Origin of the sequence: Bacillus sp. FSL K6-0073 (assembly GCF_038006085.1) — a bacterium.
GTDB classification, from domain to species: domain Bacteria; phylum Bacillota; class Bacilli; order Bacillales; family Bacillaceae_G; genus Bacillus_A; species Bacillus_A cereus.
Genome location: NZ_JBBOUN010000001.1, coordinates 4,906,984 through 4,930,314 on the forward strand (window position 1 = coordinate 4,906,984; position 23,331 = coordinate 4,930,314).

Consider the following 23,331-nt stretch of genomic DNA (forward strand, 5'->3'; position numbering starts at 1 on the left):
ATTATTATTGTCTACAATGAGAAAGTGCAGTATAGAAATATTAGAAACTGTATAAAACGATTGTTAATAAGTTTTTTAGTTTAAATTCGTCACATAGAAAGGAAGCAATATGGAGGAACTACAACAAAATAAAACTGCTTTAGAAGGAAGCGGAAAACCGTTATTAAAAAATACGAATTTCCTTTTTCTTTGGGCAGCTACTCTTTTTTCAAGCTTTGCTTTAGCCTTTTTTACTTTTTCACAAACGTGGTACATAGCAAAAACATTAAACCTTGAAGCTTCACTCGGTGTTGTTTTCGTAGCCCTTAGTGTTCCAAGGCTTATTTTTATGATTGTCGGCGGCGCTGTAGCTGATAAATTCCCGAAAAAAAACATTATGTTTTACTCCAATATCATTCGAGCGATTCTTGTCGCAACCATTCTCACATGGTTCATTGTCGGTGATGTAACACTATATACATTTGCTTTATTCGCTTTATTCTTTGGACTTGCTGATGCTTTCTTCTGGTCAGCAGATGGATCTATCTTACCGGAATTGGTAGAAAAAAGCCGGTTAACACAAGCAAATTCACTTACACAAATGACGAACCAAGCATCGGTCATCTTAGGCCCTGTACTTGGTGGTATTCTCATTAAATTTACGAACTATGAGACAATCTTTTCCATTACGATTTTATTACTAATTTTCGCTGCCATACTCGTTCAAAAAATACAATTTACGATACCAGAACAAAAAGATACAGATAAAGGTATGTTCACTTCCATTAAAGAAGGAATCTTATATGTAAAGGAATCGCCATTCCTTTCAACTTTCCTTATTTGTAGCGCTTTTTTAAACTTATTTTTAATCGGCCCGATGCAAGTTGGTTTCCCGCTTTTTGTTAAAAACGTTCTGCATGGTGATTCGCTCCAGTTTAGTTACTTAGAAGCATCTGTAGGCGGCGGAATGGCAATCGGTGCTATCATTGTAGGTTTAAAAAATATTAATCGTAGACGCGGTCTATTTTGTATTATCATGATGCTATTGTCTGGTGTATTCTTCTTAGCCATCAACTTTAGCACCGTACTTTGGCAAGCACTATTAGCCGGCATGTTTTATGGTATTACAATCGCAATGGCGATTGTACCGCTTATGGCAATGATTCAATCGACAGTAAAAGAAGAAATGATGGGACGCGTAATGAGTTTACTTATGCTATCATCAATGGGCTTTATCCCGCTCTCTTATGCATTCACATCACTTGCACTTGCAATGGGAATTCCAATCGTAACCGTTATGAAAAGTGGTGCAATAGCTGTTATCGTCTTCGTACTATTTGTAGCGATTCGTGTTCCAGTTGTAAGGAAGTTCGATTAGCCACTTAGAGTCATGTATTATACGCATGGCTCTTTTTTGAATGGATCAAATAGTGATATTCCCTTACTTCTCCTTAATGCTGCTCCCCATTCTAATCCAACCTCTAAAAATAAATCTCGCACTGTACTGTATAAAAGTGCCCCAATGTCTTTACGAATTTCCCCATATTTATATGCTCTTACAACACTTTTCACGCGCCAAATTAAATTTCCATACACTTCTTCGTCAGCTAATATTTGCTCTAGTAAAACACCTTGTTCTAATAACCCACTCTTTTTATACGCAAGCTCGACCTTACTCCAAAATATATTAATTTTCTTCGGATTACTCGTCATCGGCACCAGTGCGTATATAAAAGGCTTCGGTATATCATGACGGGAATACGTCTCATCAAGCTCATACGTTCCTTTTCTTTTCTCTTTTATTTGCGAAATGTTTTTAGAAAGAATTGTTTCCCCAGCAATTTTTTGCTCATTTTTACTACAGCCAGTTGCATTATCCTCAGTTTTACAAGCGGACATTTTCATACGGTCATCCATGCGGTCAATCGCAGATGTAAGAAATACATATAAGTTTGCACTATACCCGCCGCGTTTATGCCTTTCTTTTGTTGCAACACGCTTTATAATTCCTAGTTCCTCTAACTTTGCAATTGAACGGCGTACTGTACGAATACTCTTTCCAACATTCGTCGCAATCGTCCCCATTAATGGACAAGCAACCCCTACTGTTTTTTGTTTCTCATTCACCGCATATTTTCCTAAAAAATGAATAATGATAGAATCAGTTTTATTCAATTGAAATCGGTAGCACTTCAAAACTTGTTTTTGATATGTATTAAACTCTTCTTTACTTCGAAATTCACTATATGGTTTCATTAAATTATATAAGCTTCCCATTTATATCACCTCATTTATAAGTAAGAGGCAGGAAGCGAAATTGGCGTGATAGTTAATATTTTTTAATGGAGATGAAAATATGATCGTAATTAGCGCTTGTTTAGGTGGGATTGCTTGCCGTTATGACGGGAATGACAATCTCGTTTCAAAAATAGAGGAGCTTCTGCAAAAAGAAGATACAGTCCTCATTTGCCCTGAAGTATTAGGAGGACTACCAACACCTCGTCCTTCCGCTGAAATTATTGGCGGGAATGGCGACGACGTTTTAGACGGAAAAGCGAAAGTGATAACAAAAAATGGTGAAGATGTCACAGCAGCTTTCGTAAATGGTGCTTATAAAGCATTAGAACAAATTAAAGATTTACACCCAGAATATATTATTTTAAAAGAACGCAGCCCATCTTGTGGTAGTTCTACGATTTACACTGGAGAATTTAACGGTAATAAGCAAACTGGTTTCGGAGTGACAACTGCTTTATTTAAAAGACACGGATTTAAAGTCATTTCAGAAGAAGAATTTGAAAACAAAAAAAGGAATTGACCCTGTTCGTCAATTCCTTTTTATCTGTCTTATTTCACACTTAGTTTTTCTTTCACTTTCGCTGGGAGCTCGTCTTTTTTCACTTCTTCCCAAGCTGTTACACCTTTTTTATCTGAGTGGTATACGCGTAGGAATGCTTCTTTACGAAGATTTTTTTGAGCTATGAATTCTAATTCTTTCTCTTTACCGTCTTTATCGAATCCTTTTAATTTATACTCGAAATATTTATGTGGCTCTCCGTTATCAAACTTCTCATTTTTTTCAATTCCATCAGCTGTAACTTGAACGTAATACTCATCTTTTCCTAAACGATTAATATCACAACCAACTAAAAGGCTTGCGAATACAACTAAAATACTAAACAGTGCAATATATCTTTTCATTTCCTTCACCTCATATGTTTTTTCTTATATTCTTATCTTAAAGCCCGGAGCTTAAAGAAGAAATTCAAAAACATGACATGAACATTACACTTTTGTAAGATAATAATTATTTCTTCACTTTAGAAATTGTCATTACATTAAATTTCTGTATAACGTTTTTGTTTCGCACGCTCATCAGCTACACTACCGCCAATAACGTCTTTCACGCCAATTCTGCCACTTATCACGTAATTTCCTTATACCGTTTATTACGCCTTCTATTATGCCTTCAATTATAATCTCTATTACAAGATATCTTACTAAACTAATAATAGGTTTAATTACGTATCTCCTTATGAATTCAAGAATATCCTCCATCATATTTTCCTCCTTCTTTCAAAAGGAGGCTGCTACTCCTCCGTGTCCTTTTACGTCCAGTTACAATTGCTGCCCTACTGCGGTATATATCAACAAAGATAATACGACAACAACATCCACGATAACGCTATTGAATTTGGAAGAAACTTCGGTAAATACTAATACTGTAGTTAACATAGCTAAGAGAATTATTTTTTCACCTATATTCGGAGATGCTCCCAAAAACTTTATAAAATCAAAGACAACTTTACTACAATTCTTCCCGTAACTAATTTATTATCGTGGTAAACCGTCTTCCACTACATCCGTAACAGTTCCATTCGGTTCAAAGATTACACGTAATGATCCTTCTCCACCATAACCAGTATAGTCATATACTGAATAAGATTTATATTTCTCAATCACATGTGGCTGTCCAATTGCAGCTTTTACCTGATTCGCGGCCATACCTTTTTTGATTTTCAAATAATGATTGTAACTTACTGCTGCCGAATTGTTATTTACATCTTTATACCACGGTACACGATCGTTTTTTTCTTCATATTCCTTTACAGGCTCTTCACTACGTTTCGTAAATACCTGATTCTCTTTATCTGTATCTTTATCTTCATCCTTTATAGCAGTACGTTCAATATTTACAACATAACCATATGTATTTAATTCAACCATAATTTCATATGTACCATCCGTATCTTTTTCAGTATAAAATACGCGTTTTTCATGGTTATTATAATGTTTTATGTTCTCACCACCATAGTCAATCGTATTAAGAATATCCGTATACGTCATACCTTCCTCAATCTGTTGAAATTCATCATGAGAAATATAACGCTTTTGTGATGATGGTGCATCCTCATTTTTAATACTTTCACGTTTGCTCGTAGTCATAGGTGTTTTCTTCTGATCTTTTAGTACTTCACCTTCCGCCTTCGCTGGTTGCTTTGCTCCTGCTTTTGTTAATACGTCTGTATCGCTAGAACAAGCTCCCAAAATCGATACTGTAGTCAACGCCATCCCTACTATAAGTACTCTCTTAAATGACTTCACTCTAATCCCCCCGGTGTTTTTTTATATCTAGTAATCAACGTATTTTAATTAATACGGAACTATTCAGTTCTATACAATTTGCTATAGCCTTCTCGCTCATGCACCTTTTTTGTATAAAGTGAAACTTTAATCAGTGGGGGGTTTTCTTCTTCCCCACTGATTATTAGTTGAACCAATCGTGCTGCATAAATCTACCTATTAGTAATAACCGATGCATTTACAACTAGTCCGAACATAATCCCCAATCATCTTCGTTACAAATATTAAAATTAAATATAACTAATAAATAGTATATTTTTGCTAATCATTTACATTTTTTCTACATAATCTTATCTTAAAATGAACAATATGAATCTCGAATTCACAGCATTAATCATATATACCATATATAATAACATTTAAATTAAAATCCAAAGTAACTTTACATGCATTTTCTGTTTTAACGCAAAAAGAAAAGACCTTTCTAACGATTTTATTCCATCGCTAAAAAGGTCTTTTCTTTTTTGGCTAAAAACTTAGCACTCTTCTGGCTTACCAGCATTCGATGCTGTACGGAAAGATGATCCACATCCGCATGATGCGATTGCGTTTGGATTGTCGATTGTGAATCCGCCGCCAAGCATAGATTGTTTATAGTCAATTTTTACTCCTTTAACAATTGGAGCACTTTCTGTATCGATAACAAATTCAACACCGAAAAACTCAAGAACTGTGTCGTCTTCTTTTGGTTCTACTTCAAATCCTAAGCCGTAAGAAAGACCGCTACATCCGCCGCCGTGTACAGCAAGGCGCACATACTTCTCTCCATCTTCAGCATCTTTTAACATATCTTTAATTTGAAAAGCTGCTTGTTCTGTTACTTCAATCATGAAATACACCTTCCTTTCTGTTCTTAGTCCATTATACATCTTTACGCTTCTATCTTGTACTCATACACTCCGCGGCAAATTACTTCCGCAGGTCCTTTCATCAACACGTTTCCTTCTTCAGTCCACGCAATCATTAAATCGCCGCCAGCTAAATGGACTGTAATTTCCTTACCACGTTCCATCTTTCCATTTAAAATAGCAGCTACAACTGCAGCGCACGCTCCTGTTCCGCAAGCTTGCGTTACACCAGATCCACGTTCCCAAACGCGGAAGTTCATCTCGTCATCATTCAAAATTTCGATAAACTCAACATTTACTCGCTCTGGGAACATTTCATGTGTCTCGAGAACTGGTCCAAGTGTTGTAAGAGGTGCTTTTTCTACATCATCAACAAAAATAACCGCATGCGGATTTCCCATTGAAACAGCTGTAAATGCATAACGATGATTATTGTATAAGAAGTTTTCACGGATAAATGGTGTTTCACCTTCACCAAGCATCGGTATTTCTGCACGTGTTAGACGCGGTGCTCCCATATCGATTTTTGCTAATGTCACGACACCAGCTTCTACTGTTACTTCAGCCGTTACAATACCAGCTAACGTTTCAATTGTGAAAACTGTTTCTTCTACTAGTTTATGCTCATACGCATATTTCGCTACGCAGCGTAAACCGTTACCACAGCTCTTTCCTTCAGAACCATCATTATTAAACATACGCATCTTCACCGGAGCTACGTCTGAAGGGCAAATTAAAATCATCCCGTCTGCTCCAATACCAGTATTAATATTTGAAACCTTTTCGGCCACAAGGGCTAAATCTTCTTCAGGAATTTGCTCTTCAAACATATTTACATATATATAACTATTGCCAAGACCATGCATTTTTGTAAAAGAAAATTGGCTCATTTATATTCACTCCAAAAATAATTTGTTATGTTAAGTATAAAATGCATGCTTTTAGAACACAATATGAATGTCCCCCGTTTCTCATATTTGACAACGTTTGGCGATGAGCCACTCTTACACAATTTGTGTAAGAAAAAAGCCCTTCTAAAAAGGGCCTTTTTTTATTTATCCTACTATTTTCGATTGGGGAAGACTAATACTCAGTATTAGTCTTCCCCACGAAATAAAGTTTTATCTAATGAAAAAGGTGCTGCTAATTCGCAACACCTTAAAACATTGGATTTTCATCCAAATACTCATATACATTATTAACAAGCTCTTCTACTGTTGCACCTTGTACAACTTCACCATTTACAAGTGCAAATGGTCCTTCAAAACAAATGCCACAATATCCTAAACAACCATACTCCATTACATCTAAATTCGGATCTTTTTCTAATTTTTCTAGAGCTGCTTGTGAACCACTTGCAAGGTTACCTACACAAAATTCAATTAATGGTTTAATCAAAATTCTCCCCCCTGTACTACAAAACAAATTACCTTTTCACTTTATCTATAAGAAGAAAACTAAGCTGTTTCTTGTTGTTTTCGTTACACAGTCTAAACTATTTAGTTACTTCATTACTTCACTTCAAAGTAGATGATTTCTTCTATATAACATGCTACTTACAATGAAAGAGTAACTTAAAAAGAATAACAGTTTACTTTTCTTCTTATTGTACAACAGAGTATTCATTCATGCATTGTTATTTGTTCACAAATTCGATATAATTTGATTGAGTAAAGTCAAAATATTTTATTAATATAAAATTTTATGATTAGGGGATATTTCAACAGAAAAGGGGTAATCCATCATGAAACACCTCGTAATACTAGGTGGCGGCTACGGTGGAATGAGAATTCTGCAAAGGCTACTTCCAAGCAACCAACTTCCAGATGATGTACAAGTGACATTAATCGACAAAGTACCATATCATTGCTTCAAAACTGAATATTATGCATTAGTTGCGGGTACTATTTCAGAAACGCATATTCGTATACCGTTTCCTGAACACCCACGCCTCAATATTCAATACGGCACAGTAACAAATATTGACCTCGAAGAAAAAGCTGTTCATCTTGATGGCGGCGAAGCGATCCAATATGATGATTTAATTATCGGACTTGGCTGTGAAGATAAATATCATAACGTTCCTGGAGCTAGAGAATATACACATAGTCTACAATCAATTGAACAAACACGTAAGACATATGAACAATTAAATAGTCTAGAACCAAATGCAACAGTAGCTGTCGTTGGTGCTGGCTTAAGTGGCGTTGAAGTAGCAAGTGAACTTCGTGAAAGCCGTTCTGATTTAAAAATCTATTTATTTGATCGAAAAGATAGAATTTTATTCCCATATCCAGAGAAATTAAGTAGATACGTAGAAGAATGGTTTGTAAAGCATAAAGTTAACATTATACGAAACTCTAACATTACAAAAGTAGAACCAAATATTGTCTACAACCACGATGAACCACTTGAATGTGATGCAATCGTCTGGACAGCTGGTATTCAAGCAAATGAAGTTGTTCGAAACCTTCCAGTTGAACAAGATGGTAGCGGACGGGTTGTCTTAACTAAATATCATAATATTCCAAATAACGATCATGTTTACGTTGTAGGAGATTGCGCAGCACTTCCACATGCACCATCTGCCCAACTGGCTGAAGGTCAAGGAGAACAAATTGTCCAAATATTATTAAAACGTTGGAATAATGAACCACTCCCGGATGAACTACCTGTTATTAAATTAAAAGGTGTTCTAGGATCTCTTGGTAAGAAGCACGGCTTTGGTTTACTAGCAAACCAACCATTAATGGGACGTGTACCGAGATTATTAAAATCTGGTCTTCTTTGGATGTACAAATATCATAAAGGTTAATACTTTACAGGCTGTCTACTATGTAGGCAGCCTCTTTGCATCAGTTTTTAAAAATTATCAGACACATCTTTCTCAATATTTATAATGATTTATTTTTCATTTTCATATTAAAAAATATTGATAAACATTGTATGCTATTTGTAAGTTGTTTTATTATTTCCTTTAAGACCGAATTCATTCGGTCTTATTTTTTATGTGATAAATACTTTTGTAGGAGGCATTACATTCCACTTATGAACTTATCGAAACTAAACAATCGAATAGAAGCGAAAAAGAAAGAGTTAATCTATCTCGTTGAACGATACGGATTCACTCATGATAAAGTGATTTCTTTCAGCCAAGAATTAGATCGTTTACTTAACTTATTAATAAAACTCAAGACGAAGAAAAAACGTTGTTCGTTATAACCATTTTCCCCTCTTTTTTTGATACGATATAACTAGAATCAGAAAGGAGCGATTTATGTTTATATTAAAAGACGTTATATATAAAGATATACTACACATTCCTTATTTACAGATTCAAAAAGAAAAGATTACTTGTATTATCGGTGAAAGCGGAAGCGGAAAAAGCACATTACTTCGCATGTTAAACGATTTACAATCCCCAACATCCGGTACAATTGAATATAACGGAAAGTTAATTTCTGATTATCACCCTATTCAATTACGTCGTGACGTAGTTATGCTTGGGCAAACTCCACCTATTTTTGATGGAACCGTTAAAGACAACCTATTAATGGGACTTCGTCTTTCTGAAAAACCATTTCCAAATGATGATGCCCTGCGGAGTGCATTACAAACCGTTAGCTTAGACAAGCAATTAGAAGATAGCACCTCCTCATTATCCGGCGGTGAAAAACAAAGACTTGCCTTTGCACGTATCGTACTTATGGATCCGCCTGTCTATTTATTAGATGAACCCACTTCAGCATTAGACAGTGATACAGAACGCCGCGTTATGAAACAATTTACTGAACTAGCACGAAAAAAGAAAAAAACAGTTATCTTCATCACACACTCGCAACAACTTCCAAAAGAAATTGCAGACGATATTATTGAAATTAGCAAAACAAAGGGTGCAACTAGAAAGGAAGTGCTCTCAGTTGAAGGGCATTATTGAACTCCAAATTTGGCAACTTGCAGCTGCCTATATTTTCATTCTTATTTTAATTGGACTTGTAAAATTAAAAGGAATACCTCGCGAAAAACAAATCGCGCTCGCAACATTCCGTATGACGATTCAGCTCGTACTTGTTGCATATGTCCTTACATACGTATTTGAAAACAGTAATCCATTTTATACAATCGCTCTCATCACTTCTATTACTACCTTTGCAATTTTTAATATTTATAAACGGGTTAACATCCCAATGTCTAAAGAATTAAAACGAGTAGCCGCCCTTTCCATGGTCGCCGGATCAATTGGGCCACTTCTACTATTTATCTTTGTTATTATCGGTCATGACCCTTGGTATGCTCCGCAATATATCGTCCCTATTACAGGAATGTTAGTTGGGAATGCCATGACTGGTGTTTCTCTTGGTGCAAATACGTTCTTAAACAATATGAAATCGCAAAGAGGTCAAATTGAAGGTGCACTTATGCTCGGCGCAACACCGAAAGAAGCTGCTGCTCCGCTCATTCGAGACGCTTTTGACTCTGCTATTTTACCAACAATTAATTCTATGGTCGGAATGGGAATTATAAGCTTACCAGGCATGATGACTGGTCAAATATTATCCGGTGTATCACCATTCACAGCCATTCAATATCAAATCGCCATCATACTCGGTATTTCTGGAAGTACTGCCTTTGCTGTCATTATCTTTTTACAGCTTGGATATAAAACGTTCTTTAATAAGCGATGTCAATTGAAAGAAATTGACTATGGTGCGAGGTAAATAGTGCGTAGTTCACGGTGAATGAAATTATATTAACGATTTTTTCAATATATCTATCATAACTCAGAATATATCAACGATTTTGTACGAAATATCGACTTACCGACAAAAAGTGACATAATAAAAAGAGGAGGCTATTCGCCTCCTCTTCTATTTACTTATGCCTTCTTAACGAACTGTGATTTTAACTTCATAGCTCCGAAACCGTCGATTTTGCAATCGATATCGTGATCGCCATCAACTAGACGGATACTCTTTACTTTCGTACCGATCTTCACAACTGAAGAAGTTCCTTTTACTTTTAAATCTTTAATAACAGTAACAGCGTCGCCATCTTGAAGAACGTTTCCGTTCGCATCTTTTACAACTTTTGCACCATCATTATTTTCAGCTTCTGCTTCTTGGCCCCACTCATGAGCACATTCTGGACATACGAAAAGAACGCCATCCTCATACGTATATTCTGAATTACATTTTGGACAATTTGGTAAAGTAGCCATAAATTTATTTCCTCCGTTCATTATTTATACGTAAAAATCAAAATTGATGTTTACATCTCGATAAATAAAATTTGTATAGCATTTCTTTATAGTGCCATAGTCTCACGTTATTGACAACCCTACCTCAAATTCTCATTTTTTATTGTATTTTACAAAATTTCAATTCGTATGCCGTTTTTCTATTTGCTCTTCCACTAATTTTAAAAATCTTCGTTGTGCATTTTTATTTTTTTACGAGCAATCAAACCCTTAGCGAACTTTGTAGTTCGTAATAAATAACTTTCGATACTTCTCGTCTTCATATGTCATTCGAAACCATTCATACTGCTGCAAGTAACGTATGTTAACATCAATCTTTTTCGTGTGTAAACCCGTACTTAAACTAATAGATCCTATTAGAGCTTCTATTAATGCTGAAATCATTTCTCTCCCCCTAATAAACAAAAGAAGAACCTTCGCAAGATTCTTCTTTTCAAAATGAACGAGTTCCCTCTAGAACCCCCAATTATTTTCTTCAATGTAAATTTGATATTCTTCTAATTCTTCTTCACTTAACTTCTTATTATTTTCATATATCTCTTGCCACTCGAAATAATCTTCATCGAAATAAACAGCAAATTTAATTTTCACGTTTTTCTTCTCTGTATAATCATAACCAGTAAACTCTACTACGTCATAATCTTTTTCTTTCTTAACAAACTTCCAAGTTGGATTATCAGTCATAATCTCTAAAGTAACCCCTTCACCGCTTGAACGAACAACGTTTTTAATATTCGGTTCAGTTGGTAAAAAGGACAGCCCGAACGCAGCTAACCCAAACACAATCCCGACTATAACCTGTAAACCAATCATACCAGCAATACTCACGCCACCCTTTGATTGTAAGAAATACGCCTTCTCATGATCAGACGAATCTTCTCCCTTACGAAAAACACGAACAGCATGCTTGTAATATAAACGGTTTCCTTGCCATCCAGTAAATATCATCATTCCTAATTGAAGAGCTAAATTAAATGTTACATAAATCCCATCTGGAATATCTATAAAAGGGGGTATAACTATACTAGGTATAGCCAATAACGCAAATATAATAAATAACTTATACATTTTTCGATAAGCTAACCAAAAAGTTGGGAAGAAAAAGGCTACCCAATTCCATGTATTCCCTTGCGCTGGATTTTCTACTTTACCCCACTTAAAGTCATAATAAGCTGTATTCTTTTGAACAACTTTATGTAATTCTTGTGGAGAAATCGTTTCTTGTAAAACAGTGTCCTTCACGTACATCATCCTTTTCTTATTTCTATATACATTTATTGTATATGCACAAAATGAAGGAATCTAACAAAAAGTACACATATTTCATAAAAATGAACGGAAATCGAATATATTCCGACAATTATCCGTTTCTTATTTCATTTTACTTTTAAATATATTAAAATAATCATGTATCATATCTTTAATACACTAAGTTAATTATTTTATATATTCACTAAAAAGGATGCATCAAAATCATTTTTATACATCTTTTTTAGTGAATATATACTACATTTCCTCCCTCTTAATCACTTTGAAATACTATTTTATTTCTCGCACATTCCCCTTCACTTTCTCAATAATATCTTCTATACGCTTCGCTATACATTCCAGCTCCCAATCTCCCTCACCATGCATAGCTGTGTTACTATCTACAAAGATTGGATCCCCAAGATATGAATCTAGTCCAATTACAATCCATCCTTCTTTCCAATCTCCTTCTTCATTTCCGATTAAACTTTGTCCTTCACCATCCACGCTATAACCAAGTTGTCCTTCTTCTATCTCTTCACTATTAAATAGTTCTATTGTGATTGATTCAAATTCACACTCTAACTCAATTTCATTATCCTCAGCACGATCTACATGTTCTAAAAGTTGTTTAATTTTATTGTGGTTCATCATAATAGTTTCTCCATTCCATTTTTCGGAAATTCCATTTTATTCATAATAAGCTGCTACGAACAACATCTGGGCAATAAACTTCCATGGAATATTTTCTGGAAGCTTCTCCCCTTGATTTATATAAACACCTTCATAAGCACCTAACCAACCGTGTAATGCATCTAAATAATTCTCTACCTCTATGTTCTCCCATTCATCTTTATTCACTTTAAAATCTTTTTGAAGGTGTACAAGAAATTTCAATAAGTCTTCTTTAGAATTTACATGATCAAGGTATTCAAATACATCCATATTTTATTTCTCCCTCTATCGCTCGGCATTTAAACTAACTATAATATATGACATAAGATTCTTAAAACTATTATTTGAGGAGTTCCGATATGAAGACTACAATTTGGACAGAAGATGATTATTTAAAACTAGCACCTATAAACGACGAACTAATAAAAAAAGCAGAAGATGCACTGAACGTAAAGCTTCCAGAATCGTACATAAACCTGCTAAAAGAACAAAACGGAGGAACACTGCGCCTTGATGCTCACCCTACTTCAGAGCCGAATTCTTGGGCAGACGATCACGTTAATGTTTCTGGCTTATATGGCATTTCTTTTGATGAAAATGAATCTAGTATTTTAGAGAGCCGTTATTTAATTCAGGAATGGGAAATGCCTGAGAATCTCGTACTTTTATCTGGGGACGGACATACGTGGATTGCATTAGACTATCGCAATACTGCTGAAAATCCTCCAGTTATATTTATCGATAATGAGATGGAGCAAATTATTGAATTAGCACCTAATTTCGAGAGTTTCTTACAAAACTTAACTACGTACGAATATGACGAAGAGTAAGCCTCACTCTAAAGAGGAGAAAAATTTCATTACAAATTTGCACGCTGCTTTAAAACCACTTGGATTTAAGAAAAAAAGACATACATTTTGCAAAGCTGAAAACGGATTTTATAAGCTCATTAACATACAAAAAAGCCAGTTTGAAGATAGTTTTTATATAAACATCGGAGTTCACCCGATCGGTCTCCCGCAGCTTATTACAGACCAGTTACAAATACAAGAAAACATTTCAATATTCGATTGCATTCTACAAACGAGAATAGAGCCTATACATATGAACCAGAACCAGTTATTGCATAATGTTTCACATGAAACTATCAACATTCCGAATTACCTTTCTACTATTTTCGACTGGTTTCAAGTGTGGGCGTCTTATGAAAATTTAGCAAAAACAAATATACACGCTATTACTCCGGTGCTAGCTGTCGTTCCAATATTACAAGAAAAAGCATTCTTGCTTCTTACTTGTTTCTCTTTCTACAAATTAAAACAGTACGAACAAGCTAACCGCTATTTACAGCAATATTTGCATTGTGCTGTAAATCTTAATACCGAGGAAAAAGAGCAAGTATTCTTTCACGAAGTTGATATGTCTATGAAAAAACTAGTAGAAAGCACAATGTAATTTCACATTGTGCTTTCTACTAGTGCTTTATATTCCTCTTGTAACTTTTTAAATTGTTCTTCATACTTTTGCATCTTTACCATATCCGTTTTCGAATTAAGGATTGGTCTTCTTCTCCCAATCACCATTATATTCTTTCCCTCTATTGCATCGTTCATATATACGTAAGGTCTGAAAAATTCACATTTCGTATATGGCAATGCTACAGATAATTTTGCATACTCTTCCACCTTAAATTGATTAGATAAACTTAACTCTCGTAAATTTTTCAATTGGATTAAAGGTTCTAACGAATCATCTTTAACCTTTAAGTTCATAAGAGTAAGTTTTTTTAAATTCTGTAATGCAGCGAGTGGTTGTAAAGTTTGTACTTTCATTGCTGTATTTATCCCACCGCCCATGTAAAAGGTATTGAGTTGCGGACACTTACTTAAAGCACTTAAATCTTCTAGCTTAGAAAAATCATCAATTAATAAGGATTTGAGTTTTTTATTATACGCGATATCCCATAACGTCTTCGCTTTTGTATTCCAGCACATATACAACTGTTGTAAATCTGATAACTTCTGAAGGCCACTTAAATCCTCTACCCGCATTTCGTAAACATATAATATATCGGGACGAGCATACGAAAGAATATGTTCAAACTGTTTTTGATTTACTGCGAAAATCCATAATTTCTTAACTTGTAAAGATGCTAGTCGTTCTATATTTTTTGTTTTCCCCTCAATCGCTAATTCTTCTAAATTAGCAGTAACATTTTCCAAGTCCTTTATAATCCTCGGCTGCTCACCAATCGGAAACATTTTATCCTCTCCTACAAAGCCCAAGTAATATTCATCTCTTCAAAAGAATCCTTACTAACTTCCAATCCTTCACTATCATCCGTTCCGATCATCGCCACTTCTTCTTTAGACAACATAATTTCCTCGTTTGGATTTTTAATTTTTCTCTCATACACGAGTTGTAAAAGCTCTATTTGCTCTTCTGTCAGCTCATATTCTTCTTCTAATCTTTCTATTGCTGATTGCAGGTCAAGTAGTGGGATTTCTAATAAAAATCCGCCATGCTCTTCCATCTCTTCAAATGAATCGATTGAATATGCACCGCTATCCTCAATCCAAAATGCTGTTGTAATGAAAGGTACAGTCTCACCTTCTACTTCTTCTAATATGTATTGAAGAGTTTCTTCTTTCGCAATATGTATCACTTCCGAAGGTGCTCCTTCAAAGTAATTTTCCGCATCAATCCACTCATCTATTCTCTCGCTATTCACATCTTGCAGACATACAATCGTATAATTCGGATGAAACGTAATTGTCCCTCGTCCGCCTTGAGTATCTTGCATACTATAGTTAAATCCGTCCCATGAACTTTCATGTGAGAAATCTGGACAATGCGCTACATTAATTGCATGGGCAATCGAATTTAAAACGCATCCTTTCCATAATTGTTCTCTATTTATATGTAATTTATATTTACTCATAATCTTCCCCCATACACATATTTTTTCTATTATCTTTCCTCTACATAATACTTGTAAAGTCTTTTCTATCTGCTACAAAATACGAAAGACGCCATTTTCAAAAAGGCGTCTTTTTACAATTGAAAATTTACTAATATAAAAAATGCATTATTTAATAAATGAATCCCCCATGGGACGAGTAAGTTATTTGTTTTCTTATACGTATAAGCTAAACATATACCGCCACCAAAAATATATAAAACACTCCCTACTGTAAGGGGATGCCCTAAAGTAAATATAGAAGCACTTATAACGGCACTACTAAGTATAGAGAAGCGCTGAGATAATTTCATAAAAAACATACCTCGGAATACAAGCTCTTCCCAAACCGGTGCGAAAATCGTGAGTACAACTACGTATAAAATAATTTCATTTTTAGTAGGCTCTATTGCTATATTAGGTTCATCCACACGAAGCCCATGTGGTAAAACTAAATTTAATACTGCAAGATATATAAGCAGTACGATCATCGTCATTACTATCGTTACATAATGTTTAAAATTATTGAACTGTATTGATTTTACTAACTGTACACAGTGATTTCTTGCTGGTGAATATATAAAAATAATAGTAAGAAATGTTAAAGGTGGAATAAGATGATCTACATACCATGGGTATAAGGAAGAATCATATAAAAGGTTCAAAAAACCAATTCCATGCATGACCCCAAAAATAATTAATAGAATGCTAATTACTTGGCGCATACTCATTTGTTCATTCTTTTCTTCATATGTAGCTAATTCTATATTCATCCTATCCCCTCCAGTATAATTAAACTTTTTAAACCATTATATACCAAATTTAACATAAAAAAAGACAATACACCCCACTGTATTGTCCATTTTCTTCCCTACCATTTCTCTCTACACATCTCAATTAAATGCAGTAAGTACCTCTTCGTCATATCTGCCCTTCCCCACCTTGAGAGCATTCGCTTTTCTTTTGGACTCTGTCGTATTCTCGCTACTTCTTTTAATAAAATCTCCCATTCTTCCGCTGAACGTTCTGACAAGTATTGCAATCCTCTATCTTTTGAAACGATTGTTTTATGATCCAGTGTATATAAAATACGTCCCATCGTAACGACAGCTGATTCTACCCACTCTTCTATAAAAAATAAATATGGCTTCTTCGCCTTTTCACTCCAGTACTGTTCTACGTTATATTTCATCGTATTTACTACATCATTCCATTGTATTTGCAGTGGAAGATCTTCTGCTTCTTTTCCGGTAACTGTAATGCCTTGATTTTTCAACGTCCACCATGTGACCGCATTAATGTCCCAATGACCAACATTAGCTTTACCATCTGCACAATACACATACTCGTTCATTTCATCATTGTATTTCCCTAAGTCAGCAAGCGAAATATACATACCGTCCATTCTTTTACCTAGCGTATTATCACTAAGTTTCTTATGTAGTTCCACAAGCTGCTGTTTTTCAGCTTCATTCACGGAATCATTTATCACTGTAACAAAATCAACATCGCTCGTTTCCTTATGAAATGCACCTAGTGCGATGGATCCGTAAATATATACCCCGACTATTTTTTCATCCAAAAAAATTTCTTTTAATTCTACTGTGTACCGCTCCATTAACTGCTCTACTTCCGTTGGTAACGCATGCTTCACTCCATTTTTCATATCTATCCCTCCAATAAAAAAAGCCTTTGCAAATTCGCAAAGACTTCTTGTTTTATAAATATTTCTCGATTTCTTCGTAAACATCCTTCAAACGAGGATTTCCTTCTCCAACAATTTCTCCATTTACAAGAACGACCGGATAAAATAAATCTTCTTCCACTACGCGCTCTGCGAATGCTTTTTTATCCGCATCTTCTTGTTCTTCCTGGAAATCAATATACTCGAAATTAAATTTATCTTCTTGTCCTTCATATTTACGACCAATTGCCGCTTGTAACCATTCAAACGTTTCTGTTGAAGATGGCATTCCAACGCAGCTCGCACAAATTACTTTCGTTCCATACACTTGAACATTAACCATTTCTTCTCCCCCACTTCTTGTCCCAACAGTATATTCAGATGTCTTATTACATAAGCACATCATTTTACAAACTTATTCCATACCCCTATACTGAAAAAACACGATACAAAATTTCGACAATAAAACAAGAAGAGAAAAAATAGATTTTCCCCTCTATCTTGATTATAATAAAACTGATGAAAGGAGTCGATAAAAATGGAAAACCCACATATGGAAGAACAAGTATTAGAAGTATTAGATAAATTACGTCCATTCTTACTTCGCGATGGCGGAGACGTTGAATTAGTAGACATTGAAGAAGGTATCGTAAAACTACGCCTTATGGGTGCATGCGGAAGCTGCCCAAGTTCTACAATCACACTAAAAGCTGGTATCGAGCGCGCGTTACTTGAAGAAGTACCAGGCGTTATCGAAGTAGAACAAGTATTTTAATTAAAAGCGGAAGCGGCTCGTTCAGAACAGGAGGTCATTGGAGCTCCTGACGAAGAGGCGCTTTTTGCCTCACAGGAAGGCGCGAAATGGCCGACTGTTCTAGCCGCTGGAGCTGGATATTATCTAGCGGCTCGTTCAAAGTCACTTGCTAAAAGGAGACCAAATTTGGTCTCCTTTTTTTATTCAAATCACATTTATCCGTTAACATCATAAAACAAAATTGGAAATCCCTCTCAAAAAATGCGATAATTAATACTATATAGTGAATCGTTCACACATATAAAGTAAAAAACATAGGGGGACGACAGATGCCAAAAATGGGGAACACTTTTTTAACAATTCAAGAACTAGAAAAGAAAAAAGAATATTTATTAGGCCTTTCATCCGTTATACCAACATGGAATACAAGCTATCAATTTTTATTTAAAGAAATTCAGCAAGAATTATTGGGTAAAGTAAATGAAAAACTCGAAGGGCATCAATTCGTTTTAAATATATGTGCAGATCAGCAGGTAGGGGCATAATGTATTACATAAAATTGTGGTATAAAAAAGAGACCTCCATCGGTCTCTTTTTTATACTTTTAAGATAGCCAATCTAATTTTCTAATCCCGAGCTTATCTACTGGTAAACGAAGTGAACCATAAAAATGCTTCATAAATTGCTCTGAGCGGTTCACATCGTGTAAAATGGCTTCTAAGCGATCTCTATATATGCTTTTTTGTTCTTCGTTTCCAGTTTGGTAATATCGTTCGACCGTTTCAAAATAATGAAGCGGGAACAGGAGCCTTGCAAATAATAAGCGCCAGCCAAATGAGGATAGCGAATAATTCCGTTCATAATCCGTAACAAATTGAACGATTGTTTGCTCCCAGTCTTTCTTTTTTTCTATCGTCATATGGCGGATCCATTCTGCAATATCTCGACTCGGGTGATCATATACCCAATCAAAAGGGAGTTTGAGACGCTTCGTTTGATGCCATAATAAAGGTGTGAATCGTTCTTGGCAAATTGTTGCTGCATCCGTTAGTTGCGGCGTATCATCCATTTCTGTATCGACAACATATTGAATGGCATTTTCTGCAACTCCTAAGTAATACGGGAAGGATTCAATAAACAATTGATCGAATACATCTGAAGGGTGGTTCATTACTTGTGATTGCCAAAACTTTTCTAATTGATCGAGCCTTTTTTCCCATAACGCTTTCCATTCACCAATTCGGCTTAATTGCTCAATTTCTTCTGGAAAGAATGCACCTCGTTTATGGAATATAGAAAGCTCACTTCCTAATGACATAGCATGTCGTTCTAACGTGCGCATACCTTTTAATAAGCAGTAATTTTGTTCTTCTATCTCACTTACATAGTAGCCGTGTATAGTCGGAACGAAAGTCGCTACAGTTATATCCCCTTGCTGGTTCATATAATCACTGAGCTTTTTCATCTCTACAAGTACTTCTTCCTCCATTTCTCCAATTGGAACAAGTACATAAATTTTGTTGCGAATCCAAAAGCTTTTATAGGGGCCAAGGGGGATTAATTCTTTAACATGCATGTGATAATGCTCATAAATATGCTGAATCATCGCAGTCGCCACCTATGGTTTTTCTTTATATATATGAGCTTGTGCTCGCCTTTCATTCCTATGCACATGATAAAGCAACGAAACGTATACAAATACTAAAAAGAAAAAAAGGTGATAAACATGAAAGAATCAAATCAACTACAAGAAAGAGCATTAAAACTATTACAAGAACGCGGTGTAACAATTGACGATATTGCTGAACTTGTTCATTTTCTTCAAAAAAAATATCATCCAAATTTAGAGATGTCAGAATGCCGTTACAATGTAGAACGTGTACTATCAAAACGTGAAGTACAAAACGCACTGATTACTGGTATCGAGCTTGATGTCCTTGCTGAAAAGGGAATGCTAAGTGAACCGTTACAAGATATTGTAAAACGTGATGAAGGCTTATATGGAATTGATGAAGTTATCGCACTTTCTATCGTGAATGTGTACGGCTCTATCGGTTTCACGAACTTTGGATATATTGATAAATTAAAACCTGGTATTTTAGAATACTTAAATGATAAATCAACTGGAAAGGTGCATACATTCCTTGATGATATCGTTGGCGGAATCGCTGCCGCTGCTTCAAGCCGTTTAGCGCACCGAGCTGAGCACTCAGAATAATAGTGTTTTCTAGGCCGTCAGGTTCATGCTGACGGTCTTTCATATTCCATCAGCATAAATTCTCTTCCGCGACTCAAAAAAATAGGCCCTTGCTTAAATCCGATATTTTTATATAACGTAATCGCTCTTGTATTAAATGTCGCTACGCTTAATCGAAACATTTTTGCATTAAACTCTTTCGTGGCAAACGCTATTCCAGCTTGGAAGAATTCTTTCCCCATTCCTTTCCCGGTTAACGCCGGCTTCATGCCAAGTCCGATATCAATCACATCTTCTCCACCATATAAATGAGCATCTCTTCCACCTGGTACTTGTGCATTTGCTCCAAAACAAAAATAACCGATGAAGTCTCCTTGATCATCACAACAGCCATAATACGTTCCATCTAATAGCTCTTCCATTACTTCTTTCTCGCCTGAAAAACTATATAAATTATATGGTTCCTCGTACGTCCAAGTATTTATCTCATTTGCTTCTTCCTCTGTTAATTTATGTATATCCACTTTCTCTTTCCCCCTATTATATTTCTATTAACAATATTCGATATTCATCTTATAATTCATCTTTCTCAATATATTTTTTTAATTTCTCGCCTCATTTTTATGGAAGATTTTTCTTATTATGTTACGATTAAACATAATCATTACAAATAAGGTGGTGACAATTTGAATTACTTTTCTTATCTCTCCTCGGAAGAACGGCAAAATTTTTTCTATAAAGAACCTCTTGGTTTTTCAAAAAATATAGAGAAAGAACAACTAGCTTACGCACTAGGTGCCACACTATATACTCCTGGCACGAAAGAAACGATTGCGGAAGATATAATTAGAAGGAAACATGTGGATGCTATCTCAATTATTCTTTGTCTAGAGGACGCTATCAGCGATGAGGAAGTAAAACTTGCAGAGCAAAACATCGTCGTTCAAATACAGCAAATCGCTAACTTAGTCAGTGCCAACATACTAAATCAAGCAGACATCCCACTTCTTTTTATTAGAGTTCGACAGCCAAGTCAAATGAAGAAGATTGTTACTGAATTAGGTAGTGCTGTTCATTGTTTATGTGGTTTTGTCTTTCCAAAATTCACACCGATTAACGGAAAGACTTATATCGATCAGCTTGCATATATAAACGAGTTATACTCATTATCGCTATATGGCATGCCGATTTTAGAATCACCCGAAATTATGTATAAGGAAACACGGGCAGAATCATTATTACAAATAAAGGATTTACTAGATTCTTATCACGATTACATCTTAAATGTACGTATTGGTGCTACTGATTTTTCAAGTATATTTAGTATTCGGCGCAATAAATACACACCTATCTATCATATTACTGTTGTCCGTGATTGTATTTCAGACATTATTAACGTTTTCTCAAGGGCAACAAATGAATATATTATTTCAGGATGTGTATGGGAATATTTTTCTAATGATCATGAAGAAGGGCTTATTCAAGAGGTATCACTTGACCATGCAAATGGCTTAATCGGAAAGACAGTTATTCACCCATCTCATATTAAAGTTGTACAGGCAATGCACATTGTCACAATGGAAGATTATTTAGATGCGAGATTAATTTTACAAAATGCAGATACGTATAATGGAGTGCTAAAAAGCAGTTTTTCTAACAAAATGAATGAAGTAAAACCTCATTATGGCTGGGCTCGCAAAACCATTTTAAAATCTAATATTTACGGGGTGCTACATGAAAACAAACAATTCACCGATCTCCTTATTGCAAATGCAAAGCAACACGTATAACGTTTTAAATAATATACAAGTTCATGTAGAAGTACGTGATAATCCATATAATTTAGCGCTAGACAATCTTTTTCAAATGGCTGCGAGAATAAATAAGAAACGTAGTTTTTTATTTGTGAGTACAATCCTTGGAAAGCATCTTCCTACTAAACCTGCAGTCTCTCTATCAAGTGGAGTTGCTCTCGCTGCAAGATATATGGAAATACTACATAATATTTCTCATCCATTTCAAAAAGAAATTTTAAATCTCATTTCATTAGAAATTGATGAAATCCCAGAGGAAGTATTTCGTTATCAATATCCTCTGCAAGAAGAAGTTTTGTTCATCGGATTCGCTGAAACAGCGACATCACTTGGTCATTCTATGTTTCAATGCTTTCAAAATGCAAAGTATGTACATACAACTAGGGAATCGATACCCCACCTAGAATCTGTCATTACATTTGAGGAAGAACATTCTCATGCAACATCGCACCGTTGTTATGTAGATGAAAGCTTTTTTCAAAACAACAATCCAATTGTTCTCGTAGATGATGAGATGACAACAGGAAAAACAGCATTAAATATTATTAGATCTATTCAAAATAAATTCCCACGAGAAGAATATATAATTGCTTCTTTATTAGACTGGCGTTCTCATACTAATAGAAAACAATTTAAACAATTAGAAGAAGAACTTCAAATTAAGGTTCATGTTATTTCTTTATTAGAAGGCAGTATTCATACAACTGGCCAACCATTAAATATTGCAAAAACAAAGATTCAAATTGAAGAAACAAAACCTGATTTCAAAAAACATACCCTTACCTGCCCAAAATCACCCTATACATCAAATTATATAAAATATACTGGGCGATTTGGCATTTCAGCATATGAACAAAAGCACATTCATTCTTTCGCCCAAGAAGCAGGAAAAACTTTAAAAAGAGAAAGAATTGGAAAACGAACACTCTGTCTCGGAACGGGTGAATTTATGTATATTCCAATGAAAATTGCTGCTGAAATGGGTGAAAATATTTTATATCAATCTACAACAAGAAGCCCTATCCATCCTGTTTCAAATGATGTGAACTACGCCATTCATAATCATTTCTCATATCCAAGTCCTGAAGATTCTACTATTACAAATTACTTTTATAATATTTCACCTCATGATTACGATGAAGTATTTGTTTTCATTGAGCGTAATTTAGGGGAAGAAGCCCTATCTCCTCTTCTACAGCAGTTACAAACAGTTATTCCTTTTATTCATATCGTCTCATTTTCAAATAGCATAGAAAAGGAAGGTTGATAATT

Annotated in this window: 30 protein-coding genes and 2 pseudogenes; 13 read left to right on the forward strand and 19 right to left on the reverse strand. The window is 35.1% G+C overall.

Features of this window, described 5'->3' with window-relative positions; translation table 11 throughout:
* The first annotated feature begins 109 nt into the window (after positions 1 to 109).
* Positions 110 to 1,357: an MFS transporter gene (locus tag MHB52_RS25475; RefSeq protein ID WP_061663193.1), complete on the forward strand. Its 1,248-nt coding sequence runs from the start codon at positions 110 to 112 to the stop codon at positions 1,355 to 1,357.
* A gap of 17 nt (positions 1,358 to 1,374) precedes the next feature.
* On the opposite strand, the gene MHB52_RS25480 is transcribed toward MHB52_RS25475, so the two are convergent.
* Positions 1,375 to 2,256, reverse strand: a complete 882-nt coding sequence (locus MHB52_RS25480; RefSeq protein ID WP_044797485.1) for a helix-turn-helix domain-containing protein — start codon at positions 2,254 to 2,256, stop codon at positions 1,375 to 1,377.
* Between the two features lie 79 nt (positions 2,257 to 2,335).
* Here MHB52_RS25480 and MHB52_RS25485 point away from each other — a divergent pair, with 79 nt between their 5' ends.
* On the forward strand, positions 2,336 to 2,797 hold the full coding sequence (locus MHB52_RS25485) for a DUF523 domain-containing protein (RefSeq protein ID WP_000635484.1): 462 nt from the start codon (positions 2,336 to 2,338) through the stop codon (positions 2,795 to 2,797).
* A gap of 29 nt (positions 2,798 to 2,826) precedes the next feature.
* Here MHB52_RS25485 and MHB52_RS25490 read toward each other — a convergent pair whose 3' ends face one another.
* The 6 genes and pseudogenes from MHB52_RS25490 to MHB52_RS25515 all read right to left on the reverse strand — a co-directional run bounded on the left by MHB52_RS25490 (position 2,827) and on the right by MHB52_RS25515 (position 6,869).
* Positions 2,827 to 3,180 (reverse strand): YxeA family protein, encoded by a 354-nt coding sequence (locus MHB52_RS25490; protein ID WP_000833122.1) that lies wholly within the window; start codon positions 3,178 to 3,180, stop codon positions 2,827 to 2,829.
* 140 nt (positions 3,181 to 3,320) lie between these two features.
* A pseudogene (locus MHB52_RS25495) lies at positions 3,321 to 3,404 on the reverse strand (methyltransferase); the annotation flags it as partial.
* Positions 3,405 to 3,813: 409 nt separating this feature from the next.
* A complete protein-coding gene (locus tag MHB52_RS25500) occupies positions 3,814 to 4,584 on the reverse strand; it encodes a hypothetical protein (protein WP_000834601.1) in 771 nt (256 codons plus the stop codon).
* A gap of 515 nt (positions 4,585 to 5,099) precedes the next feature.
* On the reverse strand, positions 5,100 to 5,453 hold the full coding sequence (locus MHB52_RS25505; RefSeq protein WP_000573825.1) for a HesB/IscA family protein: 354 nt from the start codon (positions 5,451 to 5,453) through the stop codon (positions 5,100 to 5,102).
* A 41-nt stretch (positions 5,454 to 5,494) separates the two neighbouring features.
* On the reverse strand, positions 5,495 to 6,361 hold the full coding sequence (gene dapF, locus MHB52_RS25510) for a diaminopimelate epimerase (RefSeq protein ID WP_000077391.1): 867 nt from the start codon (positions 6,359 to 6,361) through the stop codon (positions 5,495 to 5,497).
* Between the two features lie 268 nt (positions 6,362 to 6,629).
* On the reverse strand, positions 6,630 to 6,869 hold the full coding sequence (locus MHB52_RS25515; protein WP_000595026.1) for a YuzB family protein: 240 nt from the start codon (positions 6,867 to 6,869) through the stop codon (positions 6,630 to 6,632).
* A gap of 346 nt (positions 6,870 to 7,215) precedes the next feature.
* On the opposite strand from MHB52_RS25515, the gene MHB52_RS25520 reads away from it, so the two are divergent.
* From MHB52_RS25520 to MHB52_RS25535, 4 genes are all read left to right on the forward strand, one after another.
* Positions 7,216 to 8,286, forward strand: coding sequence for an NAD(P)/FAD-dependent oxidoreductase (locus tag MHB52_RS25520; RefSeq protein ID WP_000682077.1), 1,071 nt, complete (start codon positions 7,216 to 7,218; stop codon positions 8,284 to 8,286).
* Positions 8,287 to 8,519: 233 nt separating this feature from the next.
* Complete coding sequence (locus MHB52_RS25525) at positions 8,520 to 8,693, forward strand: aspartyl-phosphate phosphatase Spo0E family protein (RefSeq protein ID WP_001054089.1); 174 nt, start codon at positions 8,520 to 8,522, stop codon at positions 8,691 to 8,693.
* Between the two features lie 55 nt (positions 8,694 to 8,748).
* Positions 8,749 to 9,408: an ABC transporter ATP-binding protein gene (locus MHB52_RS25530; protein WP_000470262.1), complete on the forward strand. Its 660-nt coding sequence runs from the start codon at positions 8,749 to 8,751 to the stop codon at positions 9,406 to 9,408.
* Positions 9,392 to 10,189, forward strand: coding sequence for an ABC transporter permease (locus MHB52_RS25535; RefSeq protein ID WP_044794978.1), 798 nt, complete (start codon positions 9,392 to 9,394; stop codon positions 10,187 to 10,189). The genes MHB52_RS25530 and MHB52_RS25535 overlap by 17 nt, the downstream gene beginning before the upstream one ends.
* A gap of 158 nt (positions 10,190 to 10,347) precedes the next feature.
* On the opposite strand, the gene phnA is transcribed toward MHB52_RS25535, so the two are convergent.
* From phnA to MHB52_RS25560, 5 genes and pseudogenes are all read right to left on the reverse strand, one after another.
* Complete coding sequence (gene phnA, locus MHB52_RS25540) at positions 10,348 to 10,689, reverse strand: alkylphosphonate utilization operon protein PhnA (RefSeq protein WP_000212737.1); 342 nt, start codon at positions 10,687 to 10,689, stop codon at positions 10,348 to 10,350.
* Between the two features lie 159 nt (positions 10,690 to 10,848).
* Positions 10,849 to 11,112, reverse strand: a pseudogene (locus tag MHB52_RS25545) (hypothetical protein).
* A gap of 69 nt (positions 11,113 to 11,181) precedes the next feature.
* Positions 11,182 to 11,979 (reverse strand): DUF2628 domain-containing protein, encoded by a 798-nt coding sequence (locus tag MHB52_RS25550; RefSeq protein WP_002001368.1) that lies wholly within the window; start codon positions 11,977 to 11,979, stop codon positions 11,182 to 11,184.
* A 288-nt stretch (positions 11,980 to 12,267) separates the two neighbouring features.
* The gene (locus MHB52_RS25555) at positions 12,268 to 12,630 is read right to left on the reverse strand and encodes a hypothetical protein (protein ID WP_061663192.1); all 363 of its coding nucleotides are present in this window, start codon (positions 12,628 to 12,630) and stop codon (positions 12,268 to 12,270) included.
* A 36-nt stretch (positions 12,631 to 12,666) separates the two neighbouring features.
* Positions 12,667 to 12,921, reverse strand: a complete 255-nt coding sequence (locus MHB52_RS25560; protein WP_061663191.1) for a DUF7660 family protein — start codon at positions 12,919 to 12,921, stop codon at positions 12,667 to 12,669.
* Between the two features lie 89 nt (positions 12,922 to 13,010).
* On the opposite strand from MHB52_RS25560, the gene MHB52_RS25565 reads away from it, so the two are divergent.
* Together MHB52_RS25565 and MHB52_RS25570 are read left to right on the forward strand one after the other, a co-directional pair.
* Positions 13,011 to 13,481: an SMI1/KNR4 family protein gene (locus tag MHB52_RS25565; protein WP_002001370.1), complete on the forward strand. Its 471-nt coding sequence runs from the start codon at positions 13,011 to 13,013 to the stop codon at positions 13,479 to 13,481.
* Complete coding sequence (locus MHB52_RS25570; protein ID WP_016118822.1) at positions 13,468 to 14,106, forward strand: DUF4304 domain-containing protein; 639 nt, start codon at positions 13,468 to 13,470, stop codon at positions 14,104 to 14,106. Before MHB52_RS25565 ends, MHB52_RS25570 begins: the two co-directional genes overlap by 14 nt.
* Positions 14,107 to 14,108: 2 nt before the next feature.
* On the opposite strand, the gene MHB52_RS25575 is transcribed toward MHB52_RS25570, so the two are convergent.
* From MHB52_RS25575 to MHB52_RS25595, 5 genes are all read right to left on the reverse strand, one after another.
* On the reverse strand, positions 14,109 to 14,912 hold the full coding sequence (locus MHB52_RS25575; RefSeq protein WP_000483952.1) for a hypothetical protein: 804 nt from the start codon (positions 14,910 to 14,912) through the stop codon (positions 14,109 to 14,111).
* A gap of 11 nt (positions 14,913 to 14,923) precedes the next feature.
* Positions 14,924 to 15,592 carry a hypothetical protein gene (locus MHB52_RS25580; RefSeq protein ID WP_016118823.1) on the reverse strand — a complete coding sequence of 223 codons (669 nt, stop codon included), beginning with the start codon at positions 15,590 to 15,592 and terminating at the stop codon, positions 14,924 to 14,926.
* 113 nt (positions 15,593 to 15,705) lie between these two features.
* Positions 15,706 to 16,383, reverse strand: coding sequence for a CPBP family intramembrane glutamic endopeptidase (locus tag MHB52_RS25585; protein WP_044794983.1), 678 nt, complete (start codon positions 16,381 to 16,383; stop codon positions 15,706 to 15,708).
* A gap of 98 nt (positions 16,384 to 16,481) precedes the next feature.
* Positions 16,482 to 17,276, reverse strand: coding sequence for a nucleotidyltransferase domain-containing protein (locus MHB52_RS25590; protein WP_016118825.1), 795 nt, complete (start codon positions 17,274 to 17,276; stop codon positions 16,482 to 16,484).
* 52 nt (positions 17,277 to 17,328) lie between these two features.
* Positions 17,329 to 17,637, reverse strand: coding sequence for a YuzD family protein (locus tag MHB52_RS25595; RefSeq protein ID WP_016118826.1), 309 nt, complete (start codon positions 17,635 to 17,637; stop codon positions 17,329 to 17,331).
* 195 nt (positions 17,638 to 17,832) lie between these two features.
* Between MHB52_RS25595 and MHB52_RS25600 the strand changes: the two genes are divergently transcribed.
* On the forward strand, positions 17,833 to 18,069 hold the full coding sequence (locus MHB52_RS25600) for a NifU family protein (RefSeq protein ID WP_000431158.1): 237 nt from the start codon (positions 17,833 to 17,835) through the stop codon (positions 18,067 to 18,069).
* A gap of 308 nt (positions 18,070 to 18,377) precedes the next feature.
* Positions 18,378 to 18,593, forward strand: coding sequence for a hypothetical protein (locus tag MHB52_RS25605; RefSeq protein ID WP_016118827.1), 216 nt, complete (start codon positions 18,378 to 18,380; stop codon positions 18,591 to 18,593).
* A 59-nt stretch (positions 18,594 to 18,652) separates the two neighbouring features.
* On the opposite strand, the gene yutH is transcribed toward MHB52_RS25605, so the two are convergent.
* Complete coding sequence (gene yutH, locus MHB52_RS25610) at positions 18,653 to 19,654, reverse strand: spore coat putative kinase YutH (protein ID WP_000614218.1); 1,002 nt, start codon at positions 19,652 to 19,654, stop codon at positions 18,653 to 18,655.
* 120 nt (positions 19,655 to 19,774) lie between these two features.
* On the opposite strand from yutH, the gene MHB52_RS25615 reads away from it, so the two are divergent.
* Positions 19,775 to 20,266: a phosphatidylglycerophosphatase A family protein gene (locus MHB52_RS25615; protein WP_000665094.1), complete on the forward strand. Its 492-nt coding sequence runs from the start codon at positions 19,775 to 19,777 to the stop codon at positions 20,264 to 20,266.
* Between the two features lie 23 nt (positions 20,267 to 20,289).
* Here MHB52_RS25615 and MHB52_RS25620 read toward each other — a convergent pair whose 3' ends face one another.
* Complete coding sequence (locus MHB52_RS25620) at positions 20,290 to 20,769, reverse strand: GNAT family N-acetyltransferase (RefSeq protein ID WP_000351145.1); 480 nt, start codon at positions 20,767 to 20,769, stop codon at positions 20,290 to 20,292.
* A gap of 162 nt (positions 20,770 to 20,931) precedes the next feature.
* On the opposite strand from MHB52_RS25620, the gene MHB52_RS25625 reads away from it, so the two are divergent.
* The gene (locus tag MHB52_RS25625) at positions 20,932 to 22,035 is read left to right on the forward strand and encodes an HpcH/HpaI aldolase/citrate lyase family protein (protein ID WP_001106076.1); all 1,104 of its coding nucleotides are present in this window, start codon (positions 20,932 to 20,934) and stop codon (positions 22,033 to 22,035) included.
* Complete coding sequence (locus MHB52_RS25630) at positions 21,980 to 23,326, forward strand: phosphoribosyltransferase family protein (RefSeq protein WP_061663190.1); 1,347 nt, start codon at positions 21,980 to 21,982, stop codon at positions 23,324 to 23,326. The genes MHB52_RS25625 and MHB52_RS25630 overlap by 56 nt, the downstream gene beginning before the upstream one ends.
* Positions 23,327 to 23,331: the final 5 nt, after the last annotated feature.